We start from the raw sequence: 20986 nt of genomic DNA, 5'->3' as shown, positions 1-20986 counted from the left end.
CCTGGAAGAAAGCCCCTACATCCCGGGCAGGCCGAACTGGCGGCGAACTATATCACTGCAAAGGGCAAGCGCCCAAGGCCTGCACCGGCCCGCATTCGGCGAGTTGAAGGGCTTCAGGCCTTATTTACAGAGTTTTGGTAACGAGGAATGACAAAGCACGACGAACTTGCGTGAGGCTTTTCAACATAACCGCTATAATCGCCGCCTTTTCATCGGGCTATACGATTTCTGACATGAGCCAAACCAGCGACCTGATTCAATCGGCACAACGCACCATCCGCCTCGAAGTGGAAGCCGTACAAGGCTTGTTGCCCCATATCGACGCCGATTTCGTACGCGCTTGCGAGATGATTCTGGCCAGCAAGGGCCGTGTTGTCGTGGTCGGTATGGGCAAGTCCGGGCACATCGGCAACAAGATTGCCGCGACCCTGGCCAGCACCGGCACCCCGGCGTTTTTCGTGCACCCGGCCGAGGCCAGCCACGGCGACATGGGCATGATCACTCGCGATGACGTGATTCTGGCCCTGTCGAACTCCGGCTCCACTAACGAAATCGTCACCCTGCTGCCACTGATCAAGCGCCTGGGCATCCAGCTGATCAGCGTCACCGGCAACCCGCAATCGCCGCTTGCCAAGGCTGCCGAGGTCAATCTCAACGTTCACGTCGAACACGAAGCCTGCCCGCTGAACCTCGCACCGACCTCCTCGACCACCGCTGCGCTGGTCATGGGCGACGCCCTGGCCGTGGCGCTGCTGGAAGCGCGCGGCTTCACTGCCGAAGATTTCGCCTTTTCCCACCCGGGCGGCGCACTGGGCCGACGCCTGCTGCTGAAAGTGGAAAATGTCATGCACGCCGGTCAGGAACTGCCGCAGGTACAGCGCGGCACCCTGCTCAAGGACGCGCTGATGGAAATGACCCGCAAGGGTCTGGGCATGACCGTCATTCTTGAAACGGACGGCAAACTGGCCGGGATCTTCACTGACGGCGACCTGCGCCGCACCCTGGATCGCAGCATTGATATCCATAGCGCCACCATCGACCAGGTAATGACCGTGCACGGCAAGACCGCCCGCGCCGAGATGCTCGCGGCCGAAGCCCTGAAAATCATGGAAGACCACCGAATCAACGCGCTGGTTGTCGTAGATGAAGAGGATCGCCCGATCGGCGCCTTCAACCTCTCCGATCTGCTGCGCGCAGGAGTGATGTAAATGAGCACCGATCTGCTGCAACGCGGCAAAGCCATCAAACTGGCGGTTTTCGACGTCGACGGTGTCCTCACCGACGGTCGCCTGTACTTCCTTGAAGACGGCAGCGAGTTCAAGACTTTCAATACACTCGATGGCCAGGGCATCAAGATGCTGATGAATGCTGGTGTACAGACCGCCATCATCAGTGGTCGCAAGACCCCGGTGGTCGAACGCCGGGCAAAAAACCTGGGGATCCCGCACCTGTTTCAGGGCCGCGAAGACAAACTGGTCGTGCTCGACGGTCTTCTGGAGCAACTGGGCCTAAGCTATGAGCAAGTGGCTTACCTCGGTGACGACCTGCCGGACCTGCCGGTGATCCGCCGTGTAGGGCTGGGCATGGCCGTGGCCAACGCCGCCCCCTTTGTGCGCGAGCACGCCCATGGCGTCACCCAGGCCCGTGGCGGCGAAGGTGCCGCCCGCGAATTCTGCGAACTGATCCTGCGCGCACAAGGCAGCCTCGACGCCGCCAACAACGCGTACCTGTGAGTCCAACCATGTTTAGCAAAAAGTTTCGCAACATCCTGCTGTTCGGTTGCATCGCAGCGATATTCGGTGCGGTCGGCTACTGGAACATCAGCCCGGAACGCTTCCTCGACAAACCGCCGGTTTCGGCAGAGGAAAGCCCGATCGACTGGTATGCGACCAATACCCACACGATCCAGTACCTCGAAGACGGCAAAGTGCAGTACGAAATGACGTCCGACAAGGCTGAGCACGTCAAGGCGACCGACATTACACTGGTCACCAAGCCTGATCTGAACATGTTCCGTGGCACCGATTTCCCATGGCACGTGACCAGTGAACGCGGTGAAGTGAACTCCGGTGGCACCGAGGTCGAGCTGATCGACTCGGTACGCGTCAAGCGCACCGACGAAAAGAACCGCGACACCCTGATCACCTCCACTCGCATGACGGTGTTCCCGCAGCAGCAATATGCGCAGACCCAGCAACCCGTTAGAATCGACGGCGCTGGCGGTGTATCGACTGGCGTAGGAATGAAAGCGTATTTGAAGGAAAGCAGGATACACCTGCTATCGAACGTAAGAGGACAGTATGAGGCTCGTTAAAACCCTCCCTATTTTGCTCAGTCTGGGCGCAGCACTGGGAAGCGTGAGCGCCTGGGCTCTGCCGAACGATCAAGAGCAGCCAATCCGTATTCAGGCCGACGATGCCCAGCTGGACGACAAGAACGGCGTTGCTACCTATAAAGGTGACGTGATCATCACTCAGGGTTCGATGATCGTCAAAGGCAATACCGTGACCATCACCCGCACCCAGACCGGCGATATCGACGTCGTGACCTCGGTGGGCAACCTTGCCTACTTCGAGCAGTTGCAGACGGCGGGCGACACCAAGCCTGTACAGGGCTGGGGCGTGACCATTCAGTACCACGCCGCGCAAAACCGCGTTGTGCTGATCGACAAGGCGAAAGTCGTCGACAAGGACAACAACACCACTCAGGGCGAGAAAATCGTCTATGACACGGTGAAAAAGCTGGCCAGCGCTGGTCGTGCCACCGGCAACAAGGTCACCGAAGCGCGTCCGCGCATTGACATGGTGATCCAGCCGAAGAAGAAAACCGACGAGAAAACCCAGTAATGGCAACTCTGAAAGCTCAGCACCTGGCCAAGGCCTATAAAAGCCGCCAGGTCGTGCGCGACGTCAGCCTGTCGATCGACAGCGGTCAGATCGTCGGCCTGCTCGGCCCGAATGGCGCCGGCAAGACCACCTGCTTCTACATGATCGTCGGTCTGGTCCAGGCCGATCAGGGTCGCGTACTGATCGACGATCTGGACGTCAGCCACCAGCCGATGCACGGTCGCGCCAAGGCCGGTATCGGCTATCTGCCGCAAGAAGCGTCGATCTTCCGCAAACTGTCGGTAGCCGACAACATCATGGCCATCCTTGAGACCCGTCAGGAGCTCGACAAGGCCGGTCGTCGCAAGGAGTTGGAAAGCCTGCTGCAGGAATTCCACATCAGCCACATCCGCGACAACCTCGGCATGAGCCTGTCCGGTGGTGAGCGCCGCCGGGTGGAAATCGCCCGTGCACTGGCCACGGCACCGAAATTCATCCTGCTCGACGAACCGTTCGCCGGTGTCGACCCGATCTCTGTCGGCGACATCAAGCAGATCATCCACCACCTCAAGGCCAAGGGCATCGGTGTACTGATCACCGACCACAACGTCCGTGAGACGCTGGATATCTGCGAAACCGCCTACATCGTCAACGATGGCCAGTTGATCGCCGAAGGCGACTCCGCGACCATCCTCGCCAACGATCTGGTGAAGGAAGTCTACCTGGGCCACGAGTTCCGCCTGTAAGCTCGACGGTATTCGACCAGCCGTCCGGGTGCTGTAACGTTGAAGCGCTTTTTTATACGCTTTTATTGTTACAGCGCTCTAGGCAAACACGACAGTTTCAGGCATATAATTTGCTTAAGTTTGGCGCTCCGGCGCCCTGTAGTGGATGGCGCATAGCGCCGGCGAATAAGGTGTTAAGCCCCTGCCATGAAACCATCGCTAGTCTTGAGAATGGGCCAGCAGCTGACGATGACACCGCAGCTGCAACAGGCCATCCGCCTGCTCCAATTGTCTACCCTGGATCTGCAACAGGAAATCCAGGAGGCTCTGGAATCCAATCCGATGCTCGAACGCCAGGAAGACGGCGACGACTTCGACAACTCCGATCCCATGGCCGACAACGCCGAACAGAAGCCCAACACCGAGATCCAGGAACCTTCTTATCAGGAGACCGCGCCGACAGTCGACAACCTCGAAGACGGCGAATGGAACGAGCGAATCCCCAACGAACTGCCCGTTGACACCGCCTGGGAAGACGTCTACCAGACCAGCGCCAGCAGCCTGCCGAGCAGCGACGATGACGAGTGGGACTTCACCACCCGCACCTCCGCCGGCGAGAGCCTGCAAAGCCACCTGCTGTGGCAGTTGAACCTCGCACCGATGTCCGACACCGATCGCCTGATCGCCGTCACCCTGATCGATTGCATCAACAATCAGGGCTACCTGGACGAAACCCTCGAAGAAATTCTCGAAGCCTTCGATCCCGAGCTCGACATCGAGCTGGACGAGATCGAAGCCGTCCTGCACCGCATCCAGCAATTCGAGCCGGCAGGCATCGGCGCACGCAACCTGGGCGAATGCCTGCTGCTGCAATTGCGCCAGCTGTCGGCCAAGACCCCTTGGCTGGCCGAGGCCAAACGTCTGGTCACCGATTACATTGACCTGCTCGGCAGCCGCGACTACAGCCAGCTGATGCGGCGCATGAAGCTCAAGGAAGATGAACTGCGCCAGGTCATCGAACTGGTGCAGAGCCTCAATCCGCGCCCAGGCTCGCAGATCGAATCCACCGAAGCCGAGTACGTGGTGCCTGACGTCATCGTGCGCAAGGACAACGAGCGCTGGCTGGTCGAGCTGAACCAGGAATCGGTACCGCGCCTGCGGGTCAACGCCCAATACGCCGGTTTCGTGCGCCGTGCCGACACCAGCGCCGACAATACCTTCATGCGCAATCAGTTGCAGGAAGCTCGCTGGTTCATCAAGAGCCTGCAGAGCCGCAACGAAACCCTGATGAAAGTAGCCACCCAGATCGTCGAGCATCAGCGCGGCTTTCTGGAGTACGGCGACGAAGCCATGAAGCCGCTGGTCCTGCACGACATTGCAGAGGCGGTTGGCATGCACGAGTCGACGATTTCCCGGGTGACCACGCAGAAATTCATGCATACCCCACGGGGCATATATGAACTGAAATACTTTTTCTCCAGCCATGTGAGCACCTCAGAAGGCGGTGAATGCTCGTCCACGGCGATCCGCGCGATCATCAAGAAACTGGTTGCCGCGGAAAATCAGAAAAAGCCGTTGAGTGACAGCAAGATCGCTGGTTTACTGGAGGCACAAGGCATTCAGGTGGCTCGCCGCACCGTCGCCAAGTACCGCGAATCCCTCGGGATCGCGCCTTCGAGCGAACGCAAGCGGTTGATGTAAGCCACGTTACAGCGTTCCAGTGGCAGGCTTTTCGGCCTGCCGCTTTATGCACTGGCAACGAAGGAGAAGCTGTATGCAAGTCAACATCAGTGGACACCAACTGGAAGTTACCCAGCCTCTGCGCGAGTACATCGAGCTCAAGCTCAAGAAGCTCGAAGGGCATTTCGACAAGATCACCAACGTACAGGTCACGATGTGCGTCGAAAAGCTGAAGCAGAAAATCGAAGCCACGCTGCATATTCCCGGCAACGAGGTCGTCGCAAACGCGGAACATACCGATATGTACGCTGCGATCGACGCGTTGACCGACAAGCTTGATAAACAACTCAAAAAGCATAAGGAAAAGACCCAGAGCCTGCTTCAGGGCGCTACCGGTCGATAACCCCCACCCCCATGATCCGACTTGAAAGTATCCTGACCCCCGGCCGTTCCCTGGTGAACGTGCCGGGCGGCAGTAAAAAGAAAGCCCTCGAACAAATTGCCAACCTGATCGCCCGGGAAGTTCCGGATCTGGAGATGCAAGATGTCTTCGAGGCTTTGATTGCCCGTGAAAAACTGGGTTCCACCGGTTTTGGCAACGGCATCGCCATTCCTCACTGCCGCCTCAAGGGCTGCGAAGCGCCGATCAGTGCTCTGATGCACCTTGATGCCCCTATCGATTTCGACGCTATCGACGGCGCGCCTGTGGACCTGCTGTTCGTCCTGCTGGTGCCGGAAGCCGCCACCGATGCGCACCTGGAGCTGTTACGCCAGATCGCCAGCATGCTCGACCGCAAGGACGTGCGCGACAGACTGCGCAGCGCGCCAAGCAACGAAGCCTTGTACCAGGTTGTACTGGAAGAACAGAACAGGCCGTAACCATGCGCTTGATCATTGTCAGTGGCCGTTCCGGCTCGGGTAAAAGTACCGCCCTGGATGTCCTTGAGGACAACGGCTACTACTGCATTGACAACCTGCCAGCCGGCTTGTTGCCAGACCTCGCCGAGCGCGCGCTGGTTCATACCGAAATGCTCCAGCCACAGGTGGCGGTCTCGATCGACGCCCGCAACCTGCCGAGCCATCTGTCACGCTTTCCAGAGTTGCTCGAGGAAGTGCGCAGCCGGCACATCCAGTGTGATGTCCTGTACCTGGACGCCGATGACGAAACGTTGCTCAAACGTTTTTCGGAAACCCGTCGTCGCCACCCGCTCAGCAATGCCAATCGCTCGCTGGCCGAAGCCATCAACGACGAAACCGCGCTGCTGGGCCCGATCGCCGATCTGGCCGACCTGAAGGTCAATACCACCAATCTGAACCTCTACCAGCTGCGCGATACCATCAAGCTGCGACTGTTGAACCAACCGGAGCCGGGGACTGCATTTCTGGTGGAGTCGTTCGGTTTCAAACGCGGCATGCCGGTGGATGCGGATCTGGTGTTCGATGTACGCTGCCTGCCCAATCCGTACTGGAAACCGGAATTACGCGCACAATCCGGGCTCGATGAGCCTGTGGCGGAATACCTGGCGGCGCAGCCGGAAGTCGAAGAGATGTTCCAGGACATCTATGCGTACCTGTTCAAATGGCTGCCGCGCTTCGCTGCGAGCAATCGCGCTTATGTGACCATTGCCATTGGCTGCACCGGCGGACACCACCGTTCCGTCTACCTGACCGAACGCCTGGGTCAGGCCCTGCAGAAAACCCTGAAGAACGTCCAGGTTCGCCACCGCGACCTCAGCTAAAGGATTCACACCGCGATGCCTGCTCTGGAAATCGAAATCATCAACAAGCTGGGCCTGCATGCCCGGGCGTCGGCAAAGTTCGTTGGCGTGGCGGGTCAATATCCCGACTGCACGATCAGAGTGGGTCGCACCCCGGAAACCACGGTTGATGGCAAAAGCATCATGGCGATGATGATGCTCGCCGCCGGCAAGGGCACCAAAATCCACCTGAGTACTGAGGGTCATCAGGAACAGGAAGCCATGGATGCGCTGGTCGCGCTGATCAACAACTACTTCGACGAAGGCGGTTGAAAGCCTTTAGTGTCGAGGGAGGGAGCAAGCCTCCCTCTCATCCCAACGCCGTATCCATCACCATCATCAGGCAGAACCCGATCAACAATCCCAGGCTCGCCAGCTTGTCGTGACCATTGCGCCGCGACTCCGGGATCACTTCGTGAGTCACCACCAACAGCATTGCCCCGGCCGCCAGCGCCAGTCCCAGGGGTAATAACAGTTCCGCCAGGCTGACCAGCCACGCACACAGCAGTGCAAACACCGGCTCGACCAGGCCCGATGCCGCCCCGATCAGAAACGCCTTGACCCGCGACATCCCGGCTCCGGCCAACACCAGCGCAATGACCAGTCCTTCCGGCACATCCTGCAAGGCGATGCCCATCGCCAGGCTGTCAGCATCCGGCATGCCGCCGCCAGCGGAAACACCGACGGCCATGCCTTCCGGGATGTTATGGGCAATGATGGCAAACACGAACAACCAGATACGTGGCGGAATCACCGGATGCTCGACAGTGCCGATGAGCATTTCCGGCGAAGCCCCGGACACCTTGCGATCCACCAGATACAGGCCGAACGCCCCGAGCATGATGCCGAAACAGATCAAACCACTGGCGCCCCACGGGCCAAGCCCCAGACTTTCGGCGGCAGCGATTCCCGGCACGATCAGCGAAAACGCGGTTGCCGCCAGCATAACACCGGCGCCAAAACCCAGCAGCGTATCGCCCAGGGCCTGGGGCATGTTGCGGATCACCAGCACCGGAACCGCGCCGAGTGCAGTGCCGAGAGCGCAGATCGCGCCGCCCTGCAATGCCCGCGACAACTTCGGTTCCAGATTCAGCCACTCCAGTCCGTGGGCGACCAGCAAGGTCATGCCCGCCAACAGCAACAGCGAACCGATTGCGTAACGAAACATACGCCCACTTCCGATCGCCAGTGTTTCAGTGCCCATAGTCAGCCTTGGATTGTTTTTATAGGAGACTTAAACCAGCGCGGCCTGATAGCGCGCAGCGACTTCTGGCCAGTTGATCACGTTGTAGAAAGCGCTGATGTATTCCGGCCGACGGTTCTGATAACGCAGATAGTAGGCGTGCTCCCACACGTCGAGGCCGAGTATCGGCGTGTTGCCGTTCATCAGCGGGCTGTCCTGGTTACCGCTGCTTTCCACCACCAGTTTCTTTTCCGGGTTGACGCTGAGCCACGCCCAGCCACTGCCGAAGCGGGTCAGCGCGGCTTTGGTGAAGGCTTCCTTGAAGCTGTCGAGGCCGCCCAGTTGCTCATCGATCGCCTTGGCCAGCGCACCGTCAGGTTTGCCACCGCCGTTGGGCACCATCACTTCCCAGAACAGCGAATGGTTGGCATGACCGCCGCCCTGGTTGATCACCGCCGCACGAAGCTTTTCCGGCAGTTGCTGGACGCTGGCGACCAGCTTCTCCACCGGCCAGTCCGCGAATTCGGTGCCCTCGACCGCAGCGTTCAGATTGTTGATATAAGTCTGATGATGCTTGGTGTAGTGGATCTCCATGGTTTGCGCATCGATGTGCGGCTCCAGTGCGTCGTAGGCGTAAGGCAAGGCTGGCAGGGTAAAAGCCATTTCAGTGGACTCCATGGTGATGTTGGGCAGGCACGCGGCGCGCATTGCCGGTATCCGGGTGCAGCAAGCGTTGGGTGCGCGGGTATTCGCCGTGTTCGCTGATGAAATTGAGCAGCTCGACGTAGGTCTTGCTGCTCTGGCGAAGGGCCGCTTCACGCAGCGCCGGGCGCAGGCGCTCGTCCTGCATGGTCTGCAACAGTCGTTGATGGATCGCGCACAGGTACTCGGCGCTCTCCTCCGGCTGGTTCAGGCGCAGATGCAGGTCGGCCAGGTTGTGATGAGAAATGACGCAGGCCGCCACCGCTTCGTCGGCATCGGCCCAGCGCTCGAACAACACCTGTGCCAAAGCCAGGGCTTGCAGGTAAGCCTCGCGGGCATCGATCAGCTCGCCCAGCATGAAGCAGCGATTGGCCCGTTCGATCGTGCGTTTCCAGTGCTCCATGGTGAACCTCCAAAGCGGTTGCGGTGCTTACACGCCGCCGGCGGTGAGTTTCTCGGGATTGAGCAACTCTTCCAGCTGGCTGCGCGACAGGTCGGTGTGCTCCAGCGCGACATCAATCACCGGACGACCTTGTTTGTAGGCCTGCTTGGCGATCTCGGCAGCCTTCTGGTAACCGATGATCGGGTTGAGTGCGGTCACCAGAATCGGGTTGCGCGACAGCGCTTCCTTGAGGCGCGACTCATTGACCTTGAAGCTGGCAATCGCCTTGTCACCCAGCAGACGGCTGGAGTTGGCCAGCAACTCGATGCTGCTCAGCAGGTTCTGGGCGATGATCGGCAGCATCACGTTCAATTCGAAATTGCCCGACTGACCGGCGATGGTGATCACCGAATCGTTGCCGATCACTTGCGCGGCCACCATGGCGGTGGCCTCCGGAATCACCGGATTGACCTTGCCCGGCATGATCGAGGAACCCGGCTGCAGCCCTTCCAGTTCGATTTCACCGAGACCGGCGAGCGGGCCGGAGTTCATCCAGCGCAGGTCGTTGGCGATTTTCATCAGCGACACGGCGGTGGCCTTGAGCTGGCCCGACACGGCCACGGCAGTGTCTTGCGAGCCGATCAGAGCGAACAGATCCTTGCCCGGCGTGAACTGGACGTTGGTCAACTGGCTCAATTGGCGGCTGAAACGCGCAGCAAATTCCGGATGCGCGTTGATCCCGGTACCGACCGCCGTGCCGCCCTGGGCCAGGGATTGCAGGCTTGGCAGCAAATCCTGCAGGTGACCGATATTGGCCTTGAGTTGCTGCGCCCAACCGTTGAGCACCTGACTCATGCGCACCGGCATGGCGTCCATCAAGTGGGTGCGGCCGGTCTTGACGTGGTGATGCACCTGCTCGGCCTTGCGCTCGATCACTTGCACCAGATGCAGCAACGCCGGCAACAGTTGTTCGTGCAGGGCCAACGCCGCGCTGACGTGTATGGTGGTCGGAATGATGTCGTTGCTGCTCTGCCCGCAGTTGACGTGGTCGTTGGCGTTCACCGGCTCTTCGAGCAGGCGGCTGGCCAGGGTGGCGATCACTTCGTTGGCGTTCATGTTGGAACTGGTGCCGGAGCCGGTCTGGAAGATATCCACCGGGAAATGCTGCATGAAGTCGCCTTCCAGCAGACCTTGGGCGGCATCGCTGATGGCTTTGCCTTGCGCGGCGCTGAGCTGGTTAAGTTCGACGTTGGCGCGTGCGGCAGCCGCTTTCGCCAGAATCAGGGCGCGGATGAACTGGGTCGGCATCGGCTTGCCGCTGATCGGGAAGTTATCCACTGCGCGCTGGGTCTGCGCGCCGTAGAGAGCGTCCACCGGCACCTGCAGTTCGCCCATGCTGTCGCGCTCAATACGTGTCTTGGTCATCTGAAAATCCTTGCACCAGTTCAATAAGAGGAATCGAGGGTTGCAACTCGCAGGTGGCGAGCTGCCAGGTGTAGCTTTGCCAGCGTTTGAGCCGGCATTTGCACAGTGACAGGCGCTCCATTTCACGCAGCGGGCGCCAGGCTTGATCGAGGCAGAGGCTGCGCCAGTGCCACGGCAACGCGATGTCGGTGGCCGTGTCGAGCAGCAGACGAAAAGAGGTTTCGGCGACCGTCCAGGGCGAGGTCGCCGTGCAGCAGGCCAGATACCGGCCTTCGGCCAGGTAGTGTTCGATCAGGCGCGGTTCGTCGGGATCCATCGCGCAACGGATCTGGCGACTCATCCAGCGCCAGCTTTCGAGGTACGGCTGCTCGTGCAAGGCAGAACTCATGATTCTGGGCTCATCCGATAATGAGATTTATTATTAGATGATAATGAGAACCAAAACAAGAGCAGCTTTTTTTGCTGCCCTCATCAGCTCGAAAAATTTGCGGACACAAAAAAAGGCGCGCCACCCAATCGGGTGCCGCGCCTTTTTTTGTACCTGCCTGGGGCTTAGCTGCCCGCGACAGTCATCTTCTCGATCAACACCGAACCGGTGCGAATGTTGCTGCGCAGCTCCAGATCGTTACCCACCGCGACGATCTGCTTGAACATGTCGCGCATGTTGCCGGCGATGGTCACTTCCTGCACCGCGAACTGGATTTCACCGTTCTCGACCCAGAAACCCGCCGCACCGCGCGAGTAATCACCGGTCACCATGTTCAGGCCATGGCCCATCAGTTCGGTGACCAGCAGTCCACGCCCCATGCGCCGCAGCAAGGCAGCCTGGTCTTCATCGCCATGGGTGACGAACAGGTTGTGCACGCCGCCCGCGTTGGCGGTGCTCGGCATGCCCAGTTTGCGACCGGAATAGGTGCCAAGGATGTACGAGACCAGTTCGCCTTTCTCGACGAACGGTTTAGCATAAGTCGCCAGGCCGTCACCATCGTAGGAAGCACTGCCCATGGCGCGCATCAGGTGCGGGCGCTCGTCGATGGTCAGCCATTCCGGGAACAGCTTCTGCCCCAGGGTGCCTTCGAGGAAAGACGATTTGCGGTACAGACTGCCACCGGAAATCGCCGACAGGAAGCTGCCGAACAACCCACCCGCCAGTTCCGCCGAAAACAAAACCGGCACTTCGCAGGTCGGCACCGGACGCGCACCCAGACGGCTCGCTGCCCGCTGTGCCGCGCGCTGGCCAATGCTCACCGGATCCGCCAGCAAGCTGCCCTGACGGTTCACGTCATACCAGTAATCGCGCTGCATCTGGCCATCGGCTTCGGCAATCATCACGCAGCTCAGGCTGTGTCGGGTCGAAGCGTAACCACCGATGAAACCGTGGCTGTTGCCGTACACACGGCAGCCCTGATGAGTGCTCAACGTGGTGCCATCGGCATTCTTGATGCGTGCATCGGCGTCGAACGCGGCGGCTTCGCAGAGCAGTGCCTTCTCGATGGCCTGCTCCGGGGTGATGTCCCATTGGTGGAACAGGTCGAAATCCTGGATATCCCGGGCCATCAGCGCGGCATCGGCCAACCCCGAGGCTTCGTCTTCGGAAGTGTGCTTGGCAATCGCCAGCGCCGCAGCGACGGTTTCGCGAATCGCATCCGGCCCGGTGGCGGATGTACTGGCCGAGCCCTTGCGCTGGCCGACGTACAGCGTGATGCCAAAACCCTGATCGCGGTTGAACTCGACCGTTTCGACTTCACGTTGACGAACCGACGTCGACAGGCCCTGCTCCAGCGATACCGCTACTTCACAGGCACTGGCACCCTGACGCTTGGCTTCGGCGATGATCTGCTCGACCTGTTCCTGCAGTGCCGGCAATGCCTGTGGGCCGACGCTTTCAACTGCACTCATGCTCATCTCCACTCAAATTCTGCTTTCGGCTGGGGCCTTCGAGCGACCGGGCCGGACAAGCGGCCCCCGACTGGTTATCATGGCGGCGTTTCTTTGCGGACTGCCACCATGGTTGATTCTTACGACGACTCCCTCGATACGGGAGAAAAAAGCAAATCCCAGGTCAAACGCGAGCTGCATGCTCTGGTTGACCTTGGCGAGCGCCTTACAACGCTCAAGCCCGACTTGCAGGCAAAACTGCCATTGACCGACGCCCTGCGCCGGGCCCTGGCCGATGCGCCCAAGCACACCGCGAACATCGCGCGTAAACGGCACTTGCAGTTCATCGGCAAACTGATGCGCGATCAGGACACTGACGCGATTCTCACCTTGCTCGATCAACTCGATGCCTCTACCCGTCAGTACAACGAGCGTTTCCACAACCTCGAACGCTGGCGTGACCGCCTGATCGCCGGTGACGATGCCGTGCTGGAGAAATTCGTCGTCGATTACCCGGACGCCGACCGCCAGCAATTGCGTTCCCTGATCCGTCAGGCCCAGCACGAGGTTGCGCAAAACAAACCTCCTGCCTCGAGCCGCAAGATCTTCAAATACATCCGTGAGCTGGACGAGACTCAACGCGGCCTGCGTTGATATTCGCCACCGGGTGGCCGCACCGCGCGCCACCCGAAGCTCCATCCCCTCTTATGCGCCCGTGCCACCCACGGTGATCGCATCGATTTTCAGGGTCGGCTGGCCCACACCCACCGGCACCGACTGCCCATCCTTGCCGCAAGTCCCCACACCGCTGTCCAGCGCCAGATCGTTACCGACCATCGACACCCGGCTCATCGCTTCCGGACCGTTGCCGATCAACGTTGCGCCTTTGACCGGCGCAGTGATCTTGCCGTCCTCGATCAGATACGCCTCACTGGTAGAGAACACGAACTTGCCGCTGGTGATGTCGACCTGACCGCCGCCGAGGTTGGCGCAGTAGATGCCCTTCTTCACCGACGCGATGATTTCCGCCGGATCGCTCTGGCCGCCAAGCATGTAGGTGTTGGTCATCCGTGGCATCGGCAGGTGCGCGTAGGATTCCCGGCGACCATTGCCGGTGCGGGCCACGCCCATCAGGCGCGCATTGAGCTTGTCTTGCATATAGCCCTTGAGCACGCCGTTTTCGATCAGCGTGGTGCACTCGGTCGGGGTGCCTTCGTCGTCGACGCTCAGGGAACCGCGACGACCGCTCAGGGTGCCGTCATCGACGATGGTGCAGAGTTTCGAGGCAACCATTTCGCCCATGCGCCCGCTGTAGGCGGAACTGCCCTTGCGGTTGAAGTCGCCTTCCAGACCATGACCGACCGCTTCGTGCAACAGCACGCCGGACCAACCCGAGCCCAGAACCACCGGCAAAGTGCCGGCCGGAGCCGGAATCGCTTCCAGGTTCACCAGCGCCTGACGCAGCGCTTCACGGGCGTAACCCATGGCGCGATCTTCGGCGAGGAAATAACGGTAGTCGGTACGCCCGCCGCCGCCGTGACCGCCACGCTCGCGACGACCGTTCTGTTCGACGATCACGCTGACGTTGAAGCGCACCAGCGGACGCACATCGGCAGCCAGGCCGCCGTCGGTCGAGGCCACCAGAATGCGCTCCCAGACTCCGGCCATGCTTACGCTGACCTGCTGGATACGCGGATCGAGGGCGCGGGTCGCTACGTCGATGCGCTTGAGCAATTCGACTTTTTCAGCGCGGCTCAGGACTTCCAGAGGGTTATCCGGCGCATACAACTGGGCGACGTCCTGGGTGCTGAACGCCTGCACCGTGCCGTTCTGCCCGGCGCGGGAAATCGAACGGGCCGCACGGGCCGCTGCGCCGAGAGCTTCGAGGGTGATCGCATTGCTGTAGGCGAAACCGGTTTTCTCACCCGACTGCGCCCGCACGCCAACACCCTGGTCGAGGTTGAAACTGCCTTCCTTGACGATGCCGTCTTCCAGCGACCAGGACTCGGATATCTGCCCCTGGAAATACAGGTCGGCCGCATCGATGCCTGGACCCGCCAGATCACCGAGCACGCCTTGCAGGCTCTCGATCGTCACGCCGCCGGGCGCCAACAGGTGATCACTGACTGAGGACAACAACTCGCTCATAGGTTTTACGCCTTAAATTCGTGTTCTGAAGCAGGTCGCTGTGCGCCCTGCGAAAAAAACCGCCGATGACCGGTCACCGGCATTCGCGCCCGGATGGACGCTTGTTCATTGCTGTCGCGTTCGGCCAGCAACACGGCTTCGCCTTGCTCTTGCTGTGCCAGCACGCGGCCCCACGGATCGACAATCGCCCCGTGGCCAAAGGTTTCCCGCGGCCCCGGATGCGTCCCGCCCTGGGCTGCCGCCAGCACGTAACACTGAGTTTCAATGGCTCGCGCGCGGATCAGTACATCCCAGTGGGCCGCCCCCGTCACCGCGGTGAAGGCCGACGGTGCGGTAATCAGTTCGGCCCCGGCTGCGCGCAATTCGCTGTACAGCTCCGGGAAGCGCAGGTCGTAGCACACCGTCAGGCCGATTCGGCCGACCGGCGTGTCCGCAACCACCACGCCACTGCCATAAGCATAGTCATCGGATTCGCGGTAACGGCCGCGATTGTCCGCCACATCGACATCAAACAGATGCAACTTGTCATAGCGAGCAACGATTTCGCCCTGATCGTTCACCAGCAACGAGCAGGCATGGGACTTCGCCTCGGGCTGCCCCACCGGCGGCAACGGCAACGTGCCGGCCACAATCCATAACCTGAGGTCGCGGGCGGTCTGTTTCAACCACGGCAGGATCGGGCCTTCGCCGAGCGCTTCGGCGCGGCCGATGTCGGCGATGTCGCGACGGCCCATGGCGGCGAAGTTTTCCGGCAGCACGGCCAGCTTCGCACCGGCGTTGGCCGCCTGTTCGAGCAAACGTCGGGCATCGCGCAGATTGGCCAGCACATCGCTCTGGCTGACCATTTGAATCACCGCTAAAGACATGGCGCACTCCGCAAGAGGTATGCGGCCATGCTACTCCATCGGTTCAGGGGCTGGCTGTTCAAAAAGGCTTGTCGAAGGTGATTTTAGGCTCTTTCCATGGGCCTTTGACGGTGTATTTGACGCTGGCGAACCGCGCCACGCGATCGCCGATCAGCTTGTCGATCAGAAACAATGCGCCGCCGACCGCCGGCGCGCCGACAATCAGCGCGGCAATCGGCAGGTTGTTGGTCACCGGCAAAGTCACCAGCAATTTGGCATCCACCTTGTCGCCCACCAGATCCAGCGTGCCGTCCAGTTCCAGGTTGCTCGAAGGACCGGTCAACTTGATCGGTTCTTTCGTCACATAAACGCCGTTGGTCGCCTCCAGCAATCCCTTGACCCGGTCATAGCTGAGGCCCTTGCCGAAGAGGTCGGAGAAGTCGAGGCGCAAACGCCGGCCAATCGAGTTGAAGTTGAGCAGACCGAACACGCGCAATGCCTGTGCGCCGCCCTCCACTTCAACAAACTGGCCTTTGTTCAGCGACGCATCGAGAGTGCCGGAGAAGCGCTTGGTCGCCAGCCACGCCGGCGAGCCCGGCCAGCGGCCGTCGACATCCATGTGGAACTCTTCGCTGGTCACGCTCGGCGCAAAACCCCAGCCCTTGAGCACATCGGCGAGGTTCTTGCCGCCGATCCGCCCCTTGTACCAACTACTCGTGGCACCGGGCGTTCCTTCCCAGCCACCACTGCCCTGCAAAAGAATGCCCCTGAGGCCCAGATCGAGGTTGTTCAGGGCGATGCCCTTGGCGGTCGGCCGAACCTTGAGCGACCAGCCGCCGACCAGATCCTGGCCCTGGAACAATTGATTGATGGTGATATCCAGCGCCGGAATCTTGCTCGGATCGACCGAGGCCAGCGGGTCCGGCGCATTCTCGTCGGCCTGCACCGTAGGGTCCGGTGCCGGCAACCGCACGTATTGCAGGTTCACCGCAATCGGCGCGCCCTTGGCGTCGGGAATGCCGGCCGTGCCTTTGGCCTGCTGACTGTCGAGGGCCAAAGCCCAGGCGCCGGGCTTGCGATTAACCTGCACTGCCGCCTGATCCAGCGTGGTGCCGAAAGCCGTAAGCTTGCCGATCTTGAAGTCCGCGCTGCTGAGCAACTGCTTGGCGTTGCCGCCTGGATCCTGGCCGGCGTACTTGTCCAGCAGATCCTGCCAGGGTTTGACATCCAGCTCGGACAACACGCCGCGTATCCGCAAGCCTTTGTTACCCGGCAACACCGCTTCGCCGGCGCCAAGGAACAACTCGCCACGGCCATCGGCGAAATTGCCTGGTGGCGCGGCGAAGGTGAGGTTGGCCAGTTGATCGTAATTGACCCAGTAACGCCGCTCCTGCCCCTGTAACGTCATGCGGAACACAGTGTCACGCCCGACATCGGCCGCCATGCCGAACGGCGCCGGCAGATCCACTGCCACGCCCTTCAGGCTTGAACTGACCATCAACTGGCTGTCGGCACCGTCCAGATTCAATTGCAGTTGATAAGGGATAGTCCCGGACACCGGCAACGGTTGAGTCACGCCCAGCCAGTCGGTGAGTTTCTTGACCTCGACCTGCCCCGACGCCGCCACCCGGGTCTTGAGTTTGCCGGGGCCGCCGTCGGCGAAGATCTGCGCAGTGACCGGTTTGTCGAAGGCCCGGGCACTGATGTTCTGCCCGCTCAGGCCCTTGGCGCTGTCGAAGCGGAAATCACCCTTGAGCTGGCTCAGTTCGAGCTTCGGCTCCGCCAGGTTCAATCGCGCATTGGCGGTTTTGAAGTCGACGAGGATTTTTGGCTGATCGCCCTTGGCCAACGGCACATCGAGTTTGAGCTTGCCCTGCAGATCACCCGCGCCTTCCCAGCCGGCGAAGGTATCGGCGGTGCCGATCGGTGCTTCCTGAAGAATCTTCAGGCCATCGCCCAACCCACCCGCGAAGGTGCCGTCGAGGAACATATGGCTGTGCTCGCCGCTCGGCACATGGGGAATATTGACGAAGACATCGCTGACCTGGGTGTCGAGCAATTGGCCCTTGCTGGCGAGAATCCGCACACCGCTGTCTTCGATGAACACGTCACCGCTGACCTTGCTCACGTGCGGCCAGCCCGGCTGGAACGCCAGCTCGGCGTCGTGCACCTTGAAGAACAGGCTGATGCTGCGATCCGCTTCCCCGGTGTTCTTGTTCAGCGAACCCTGATACTGGAAGAAGCCCTGATCTACCGCGCCCTTGAGAATCGCCGTGCGCAGCCACTCGTCGAGGGCCGGGCTCAGGACTTCCGGCAGGTACTTGGCGGTGTAGCGACCGTCGCCATCCACCAGGCCGACCCGCAGGTCCATGTAGTCTTCCTGGCTGTGATCGAAATGCAGGCGGATCAGGAAGTCGCCGGCAATCTTGCCTTCCTCGCCGAGCACCTTCAGGTACGGTGCGATCAGAGTGAAACCTTCTTTATCGAGCTTCCAGGTCAACCGGGCGTTGGCCTGAATGTATTGCCATGGCTTGGCGAAGATCGGATCAAGGTGCAGGACGAAGTCCTTGCTGTCCATGCGCAGCTCGCCGCCGCCGAGATTGCCGGTAAGGCTGCCGCTGACATTCCGTGCCGCGGGCGCGCCGTGGTAGGCGTCGAAGCCGACTTGATCAAGGTTGGCGGCGAAGCCGAATTTGCTGTCGTCGGTGGCGTTCGGCCGGAAATCCAGCAGCACGTTACGCAGCCCGCCGGTGACTTTCAGGCGCTCGACCACGGTGGCGAAGCCTTGGGGCAACGGGCCGAGGGCATTGAGCAAAGGAGTGATCGGGGTCAGGTCGAGCCGGTCGGCCTGCAGATGCCAGAGCTCTTCGTTCTTGTCGGTGGCGGCAGTCTGTTTGATCTGCACATGCGATTCCCAACGGGTTTCGCCGAAATTCATCGCCAGCGAATCAAACGTGACAGTGGCCCCCTCGGGACCGCGCTGGAAATAGCCGTTGAGCGCCAGATTGTTGATCTGGATCGGCTTGCGTTCGGCGTAGGCACCGGTCAGTTGCGGCGCATTGAGGCGGATCGCAGCACTCTGCAACGCCCCCTCGCGCCAGTTGACCCACAGCTCGCCGCCGGCCTTGATCTCGGAGAAATTCCATTGCTGGGTCAGGCGCTCGGGCAGCCATTTCGACCAGTCACTCTGCGGCAGGCTGACATAACCTTCCACTTCGCTGCTCTGCCACTGACTCGGACGAATCCGCGTGCGCAGGCTAAGCGCCACGGGCTGGCCGTCAGGCAAGGTCAATCGTGCATCGAGGCGCTGGCGGCTGGTGCCGGTCTTGAGATTGAGGCCGACATACGTGAAGGTCAGCGGTGCCTGCTCCCGCGGCTGCAAGGTCACTTGGCTGTCGAGCACCGACAGTTGCTGAATCATTTGCATGCGGTTGAACAGTTGCTCGGGATCCATGGGCTGATCCTGCTGCACCGGCAAGCCTTCCAGCGCCCACTTTCCGTCCTCGCCTTCCTTGAGGCTGATCTTCAAACCGTTGAGTTCAAGATGGGCGATGCGCACTTCGCGGGCCATCAGGCTGGCCCACAGATCAGGCACTGCACGCACCCGATCCAGGCGCAGGGCATTGGCGCCGCTGCCGACCATCACATCGTGGGCCAGCAGGATCGGTGCAAATCCGCTCCAGTTGCCTTCCAACTCGCCGATCTGCAGCGGCAGACCCAGGGCGGCGCTGGCCTTGTCTTCGATATCGGTGCGGTATTCGGCCACCAGTGGCGTGAGTTCCCGGCCAAGACTGACGTACAACGCCATCAATACCAGAACCAACGCGCACAGGCCCAGACCCCAGCGGGTCAGTGCGGCCAAAATGCGTGTCAGACGTTCCATGTCAGTTGGCTCCCATGGCAAAAATACTGCAAAAAGCTGAGGCCAGCCGTTTCAGGAAAAGGGTGACGCAGGGGTTCAGAGCAGCACCACGTCATATTGTTCCTGGGAATACATGGTTTCTACCTGGAAGCGTATGGTGCGCCCGATGAAACCTTCAAGTTCGGCCACGTTACCGGACTCTTCATCGAGCAGGCGATCCACGACTTTCTGGTTCGCCAGCACCCGATAACCCTCGGCCTGATAGGCCCGGGCTTCACGCAGGATCTCGCGGAAAATCTCGTAGCAAATGGTTTCCGGGGTTTTCAGCTTGCCCCGGCCCTGACAGCTGCTGCACGGTTCGCACAGCACTTGCTCGAGGCTTTCGCGGGTGCGCTTGCGCGTCATCTGCACCAGGCCCAACTCGGTGATGCCGATGATGTTGGTCTTGGCGTGATCGCGCTCCAGTTGTTTCTCCAGGGTGCGCAGCACCTGACGCTGGTGCTCTTCGTCTTCCATGTCGATGAAGTCGATGATGATGATCCCGCCCAGGTTGCGCAGGCGCATCTGCCGGGCAATCGCGGTCGCGGCTTCGAGGTTTGTCTTGAAGATGGTTTCTTCAAGGTTGCGATGACCGACGAACGCCCCGGTGTTCACATCGATGGTGGTCATGGCTTCCGCCGGATCGATCACCAGGTAGCCGCCAGACTTCAGCGGAACCTTGCGTTCCAGGGCTTTCTGGATTTCGTCTTCGACGCCATACAGATCGAAAATCGGTCGTTCACCTGGGTAGTGTTCCAGACGATCGGCGATTTCCGGCATCAGTTCGGCGACGAACTGCGTGGTTTTCTGGAAGGTTTCCCGGGAGTCGATGCGGATCTTCTCGATCTTCGGGCTGACCAGATCGCGCAGGGTGCGCAGCGCCAGGCCTAAGTCCTCGTAAATCACGCTCGGTGCACCGATGGTCTTGATCTGTTCGTTGATCTGATCCCACAGGCGGCGCAGGTAGCGGATGTCCATGAGGATCTCATCCGCCCCGGCACCTTCGGCGGCGGTACGCAAAATGAAGCCGCCGGCCTCCTTGATGCCTTCTTTGGCCACGCAATCGCTGACCACCTGCTTGAGGCGTTCGCGCTCGGCTTCGTCTTCGATCTTCAGAGAAATGCCGACGTGGGCGGTGCGCGGCATGTACACCAGATAGCGCGACGGGATCGACAGTTGCGTGGTCAGGCGCGCACCTTTGGAACCGATCGGATCCTTGGTGACCTGCACCACCAGGCTCTGGCCTTCGTGCACCAGAGCGCTGATGCTTTCTACCGCCGGGCCTTCGCGCAGGGAAATTTCCGAAGCATGAATGAAGGCTGCACGATCCAGACCGATGTCGACGAATGCCGCCTGCATGCCCGGCAGGACCCGCACCACCTTGCCTTTATAGATATTGCCGACGATCCCGCGTTTTTGCGTACGCTCGACGTGCACTTCTTGCAGCACACCGTTTTCGACCACCGCCACGCGCGATTCCATCGGCGTGATGTTGATCAGAATCTCTTCACTCATGGCAGGGTCTCGTTCAGGCA

Annotated in this window: 21 protein-coding genes; 11 read left to right on the top strand and 10 right to left on the bottom strand. The window is 60.6% G+C overall.

Annotation, left to right across the window (positions count from 1 at the left end):
• The first annotated feature begins 233 nt into the window (after positions 1-233).
• The 10 genes from L6D82_RS02410 to L6D82_RS02365 all read left to right on the top strand — a co-directional run bounded on the left by L6D82_RS02410 (position 234) and on the right by L6D82_RS02365 (position 7260).
• Positions 234-1208 (top strand): KpsF/GutQ family sugar-phosphate isomerase, encoded by a 975-nt coding sequence (locus L6D82_RS02410; RefSeq protein ID WP_064593399.1) that lies wholly within the window; start codon positions 234-236, stop codon positions 1206-1208.
• Positions 1209-1733, top strand: coding sequence for a KdsC family phosphatase (locus L6D82_RS02405; RefSeq protein WP_039769294.1), 525 nt, complete (start codon positions 1209-1211; stop codon positions 1731-1733).
• Between the two features lie 8 nt (positions 1734-1741).
• The gene (gene lptC, locus L6D82_RS02400; protein WP_007953568.1) at positions 1742-2314 is read left to right on the top strand and encodes an LPS export ABC transporter periplasmic protein LptC; all 573 of its coding nucleotides are present in this window, start codon (positions 1742-1744) and stop codon (positions 2312-2314) included.
• A complete protein-coding gene (gene lptA, locus L6D82_RS02395) occupies positions 2301-2846 on the top strand; it encodes a lipopolysaccharide transport periplasmic protein LptA (protein WP_074691817.1) in 546 nt (181 codons plus the stop codon). The genes lptC and lptA overlap by 14 nt, the downstream gene beginning before the upstream one ends.
• Complete coding sequence (gene lptB, locus L6D82_RS02390) at positions 2846-3571, top strand: LPS export ABC transporter ATP-binding protein (protein ID WP_007953572.1); 726 nt, start codon at positions 2846-2848, stop codon at positions 3569-3571. The genes lptA and lptB overlap by 1 nt, the downstream gene beginning before the upstream one ends.
• Positions 3572-3757: 186 nt before the next feature.
• The gene (locus L6D82_RS02385) at positions 3758-5251 is read left to right on the top strand and encodes an RNA polymerase factor sigma-54 (protein ID WP_085746929.1); all 1494 of its coding nucleotides are present in this window, start codon (positions 3758-3760) and stop codon (positions 5249-5251) included.
• Between the two features lie 73 nt (positions 5252-5324).
• Complete coding sequence (gene hpf / locus L6D82_RS02380) at positions 5325-5633, top strand: ribosome hibernation-promoting factor, HPF/YfiA family (RefSeq protein ID WP_011332471.1); 309 nt, start codon at positions 5325-5327, stop codon at positions 5631-5633.
• Between the two features lie 11 nt (positions 5634-5644).
• Positions 5645-6109 carry a PTS IIA-like nitrogen regulatory protein PtsN gene (gene ptsN, locus L6D82_RS02375; protein ID WP_007953580.1) on the top strand — a complete coding sequence of 155 codons (465 nt, stop codon included), beginning with the start codon at positions 5645-5647 and terminating at the stop codon, positions 6107-6109.
• A gap of 2 nt (positions 6110-6111) precedes the next feature.
• Positions 6112-6969 carry an RNase adapter RapZ gene (rapZ, locus tag L6D82_RS02370; RefSeq protein WP_085746928.1) on the top strand — a complete coding sequence of 286 codons (858 nt, stop codon included), beginning with the start codon at positions 6112-6114 and terminating at the stop codon, positions 6967-6969.
• A gap of 15 nt (positions 6970-6984) precedes the next feature.
• Positions 6985-7260 (top strand): HPr family phosphocarrier protein, encoded by a 276-nt coding sequence (locus tag L6D82_RS02365; protein WP_085711786.1) that lies wholly within the window; start codon positions 6985-6987, stop codon positions 7258-7260.
• A gap of 37 nt (positions 7261-7297) precedes the next feature.
• Here the strand turns inward: L6D82_RS02365 and L6D82_RS02360 are convergent, their stop codons facing one another.
• The 6 genes from L6D82_RS02360 to pmbA form a co-directional block, all read right to left on the bottom strand.
• Entirely contained in the window at positions 7298-8191 is an 894-nt protein-coding gene (locus L6D82_RS02360; protein ID WP_102686871.1) for a ZIP family metal transporter, read from the bottom strand.
• A gap of 30 nt (positions 8192-8221) precedes the next feature.
• On the bottom strand, positions 8222-8833 hold the full coding sequence (locus L6D82_RS02355; protein WP_236188213.1) for a superoxide dismutase: 612 nt from the start codon (positions 8831-8833) through the stop codon (positions 8222-8224).
• 1 nt (position 8834) lies between these two features.
• Positions 8835-9275 carry a hypothetical protein gene (locus tag L6D82_RS02350; protein WP_085711789.1) on the bottom strand — a complete coding sequence of 147 codons (441 nt, stop codon included), beginning with the start codon at positions 9273-9275 and terminating at the stop codon, positions 8835-8837.
• 27 nt (positions 9276-9302) lie between these two features.
• On the bottom strand, positions 9303-10679 hold the full coding sequence (locus L6D82_RS02345; protein WP_085746924.1) for a class II fumarate hydratase: 1377 nt from the start codon (positions 10677-10679) through the stop codon (positions 9303-9305).
• The gene (locus tag L6D82_RS02340; protein ID WP_085711791.1) at positions 10660-11067 is read right to left on the bottom strand and encodes a FagA protein; all 408 of its coding nucleotides are present in this window, start codon (positions 11065-11067) and stop codon (positions 10660-10662) included. Before L6D82_RS02340 ends, L6D82_RS02345 begins: the two co-directional genes overlap by 20 nt.
• A 164-nt stretch (positions 11068-11231) precedes the next feature.
• Positions 11232-12578, bottom strand: a complete 1347-nt coding sequence (gene pmbA, locus L6D82_RS02335) for a metalloprotease PmbA (protein WP_039769277.1) — start codon at positions 12576-12578, stop codon at positions 11232-11234.
• 108 nt (positions 12579-12686) lie between these two features.
• Between pmbA and yjgA the strand changes: the two genes are divergently transcribed.
• Complete coding sequence (yjgA, locus tag L6D82_RS02330) at positions 12687-13211, top strand: ribosome biogenesis factor YjgA (protein ID WP_007953598.1); 525 nt, start codon at positions 12687-12689, stop codon at positions 13209-13211.
• 51 nt (positions 13212-13262) lie between these two features.
• Here yjgA and tldD read toward each other — a convergent pair whose 3' ends face one another.
• From tldD to rng, 4 genes are all read right to left on the bottom strand, one after another.
• Entirely contained in the window at positions 13263-14705 is a 1443-nt protein-coding gene (gene tldD, locus L6D82_RS02325; RefSeq protein ID WP_007953601.1) for a metalloprotease TldD, read from the bottom strand.
• 5 nt (positions 14706-14710) lie between these two features.
• Positions 14711-15571: a carbon-nitrogen hydrolase family protein gene (locus L6D82_RS02320; RefSeq protein ID WP_102717160.1), complete on the bottom strand. Its 861-nt coding sequence runs from the start codon at positions 15569-15571 to the stop codon at positions 14711-14713.
• Between the two features lie 58 nt (positions 15572-15629).
• A complete protein-coding gene (locus L6D82_RS02315) occupies positions 15630-19433 on the bottom strand; it encodes a YhdP family protein (RefSeq protein ID WP_236187977.1) in 3804 nt (1267 codons plus the stop codon).
• A 75-nt stretch (positions 19434-19508) separates the two neighbouring features.
• Complete coding sequence (gene rng, locus L6D82_RS02310; protein ID WP_007953605.1) at positions 19509-20966, bottom strand: ribonuclease G; 1458 nt, start codon at positions 20964-20966, stop codon at positions 19509-19511.
• Positions 20967-20986: the final 20 nt, after the last annotated feature.

Origin of the sequence: Pseudomonas paraglycinae (assembly GCF_021601625.1) — a bacterium.
GTDB classification, from domain to species: Bacteria; Pseudomonadota; Gammaproteobacteria; order Pseudomonadales; family Pseudomonadaceae; genus Aquipseudomonas; species Aquipseudomonas paraglycinae.
The sequence above is the reverse complement of the archived record's forward strand: the minus strand, read 5'-3'. Positions and strand labels throughout refer to the sequence as shown.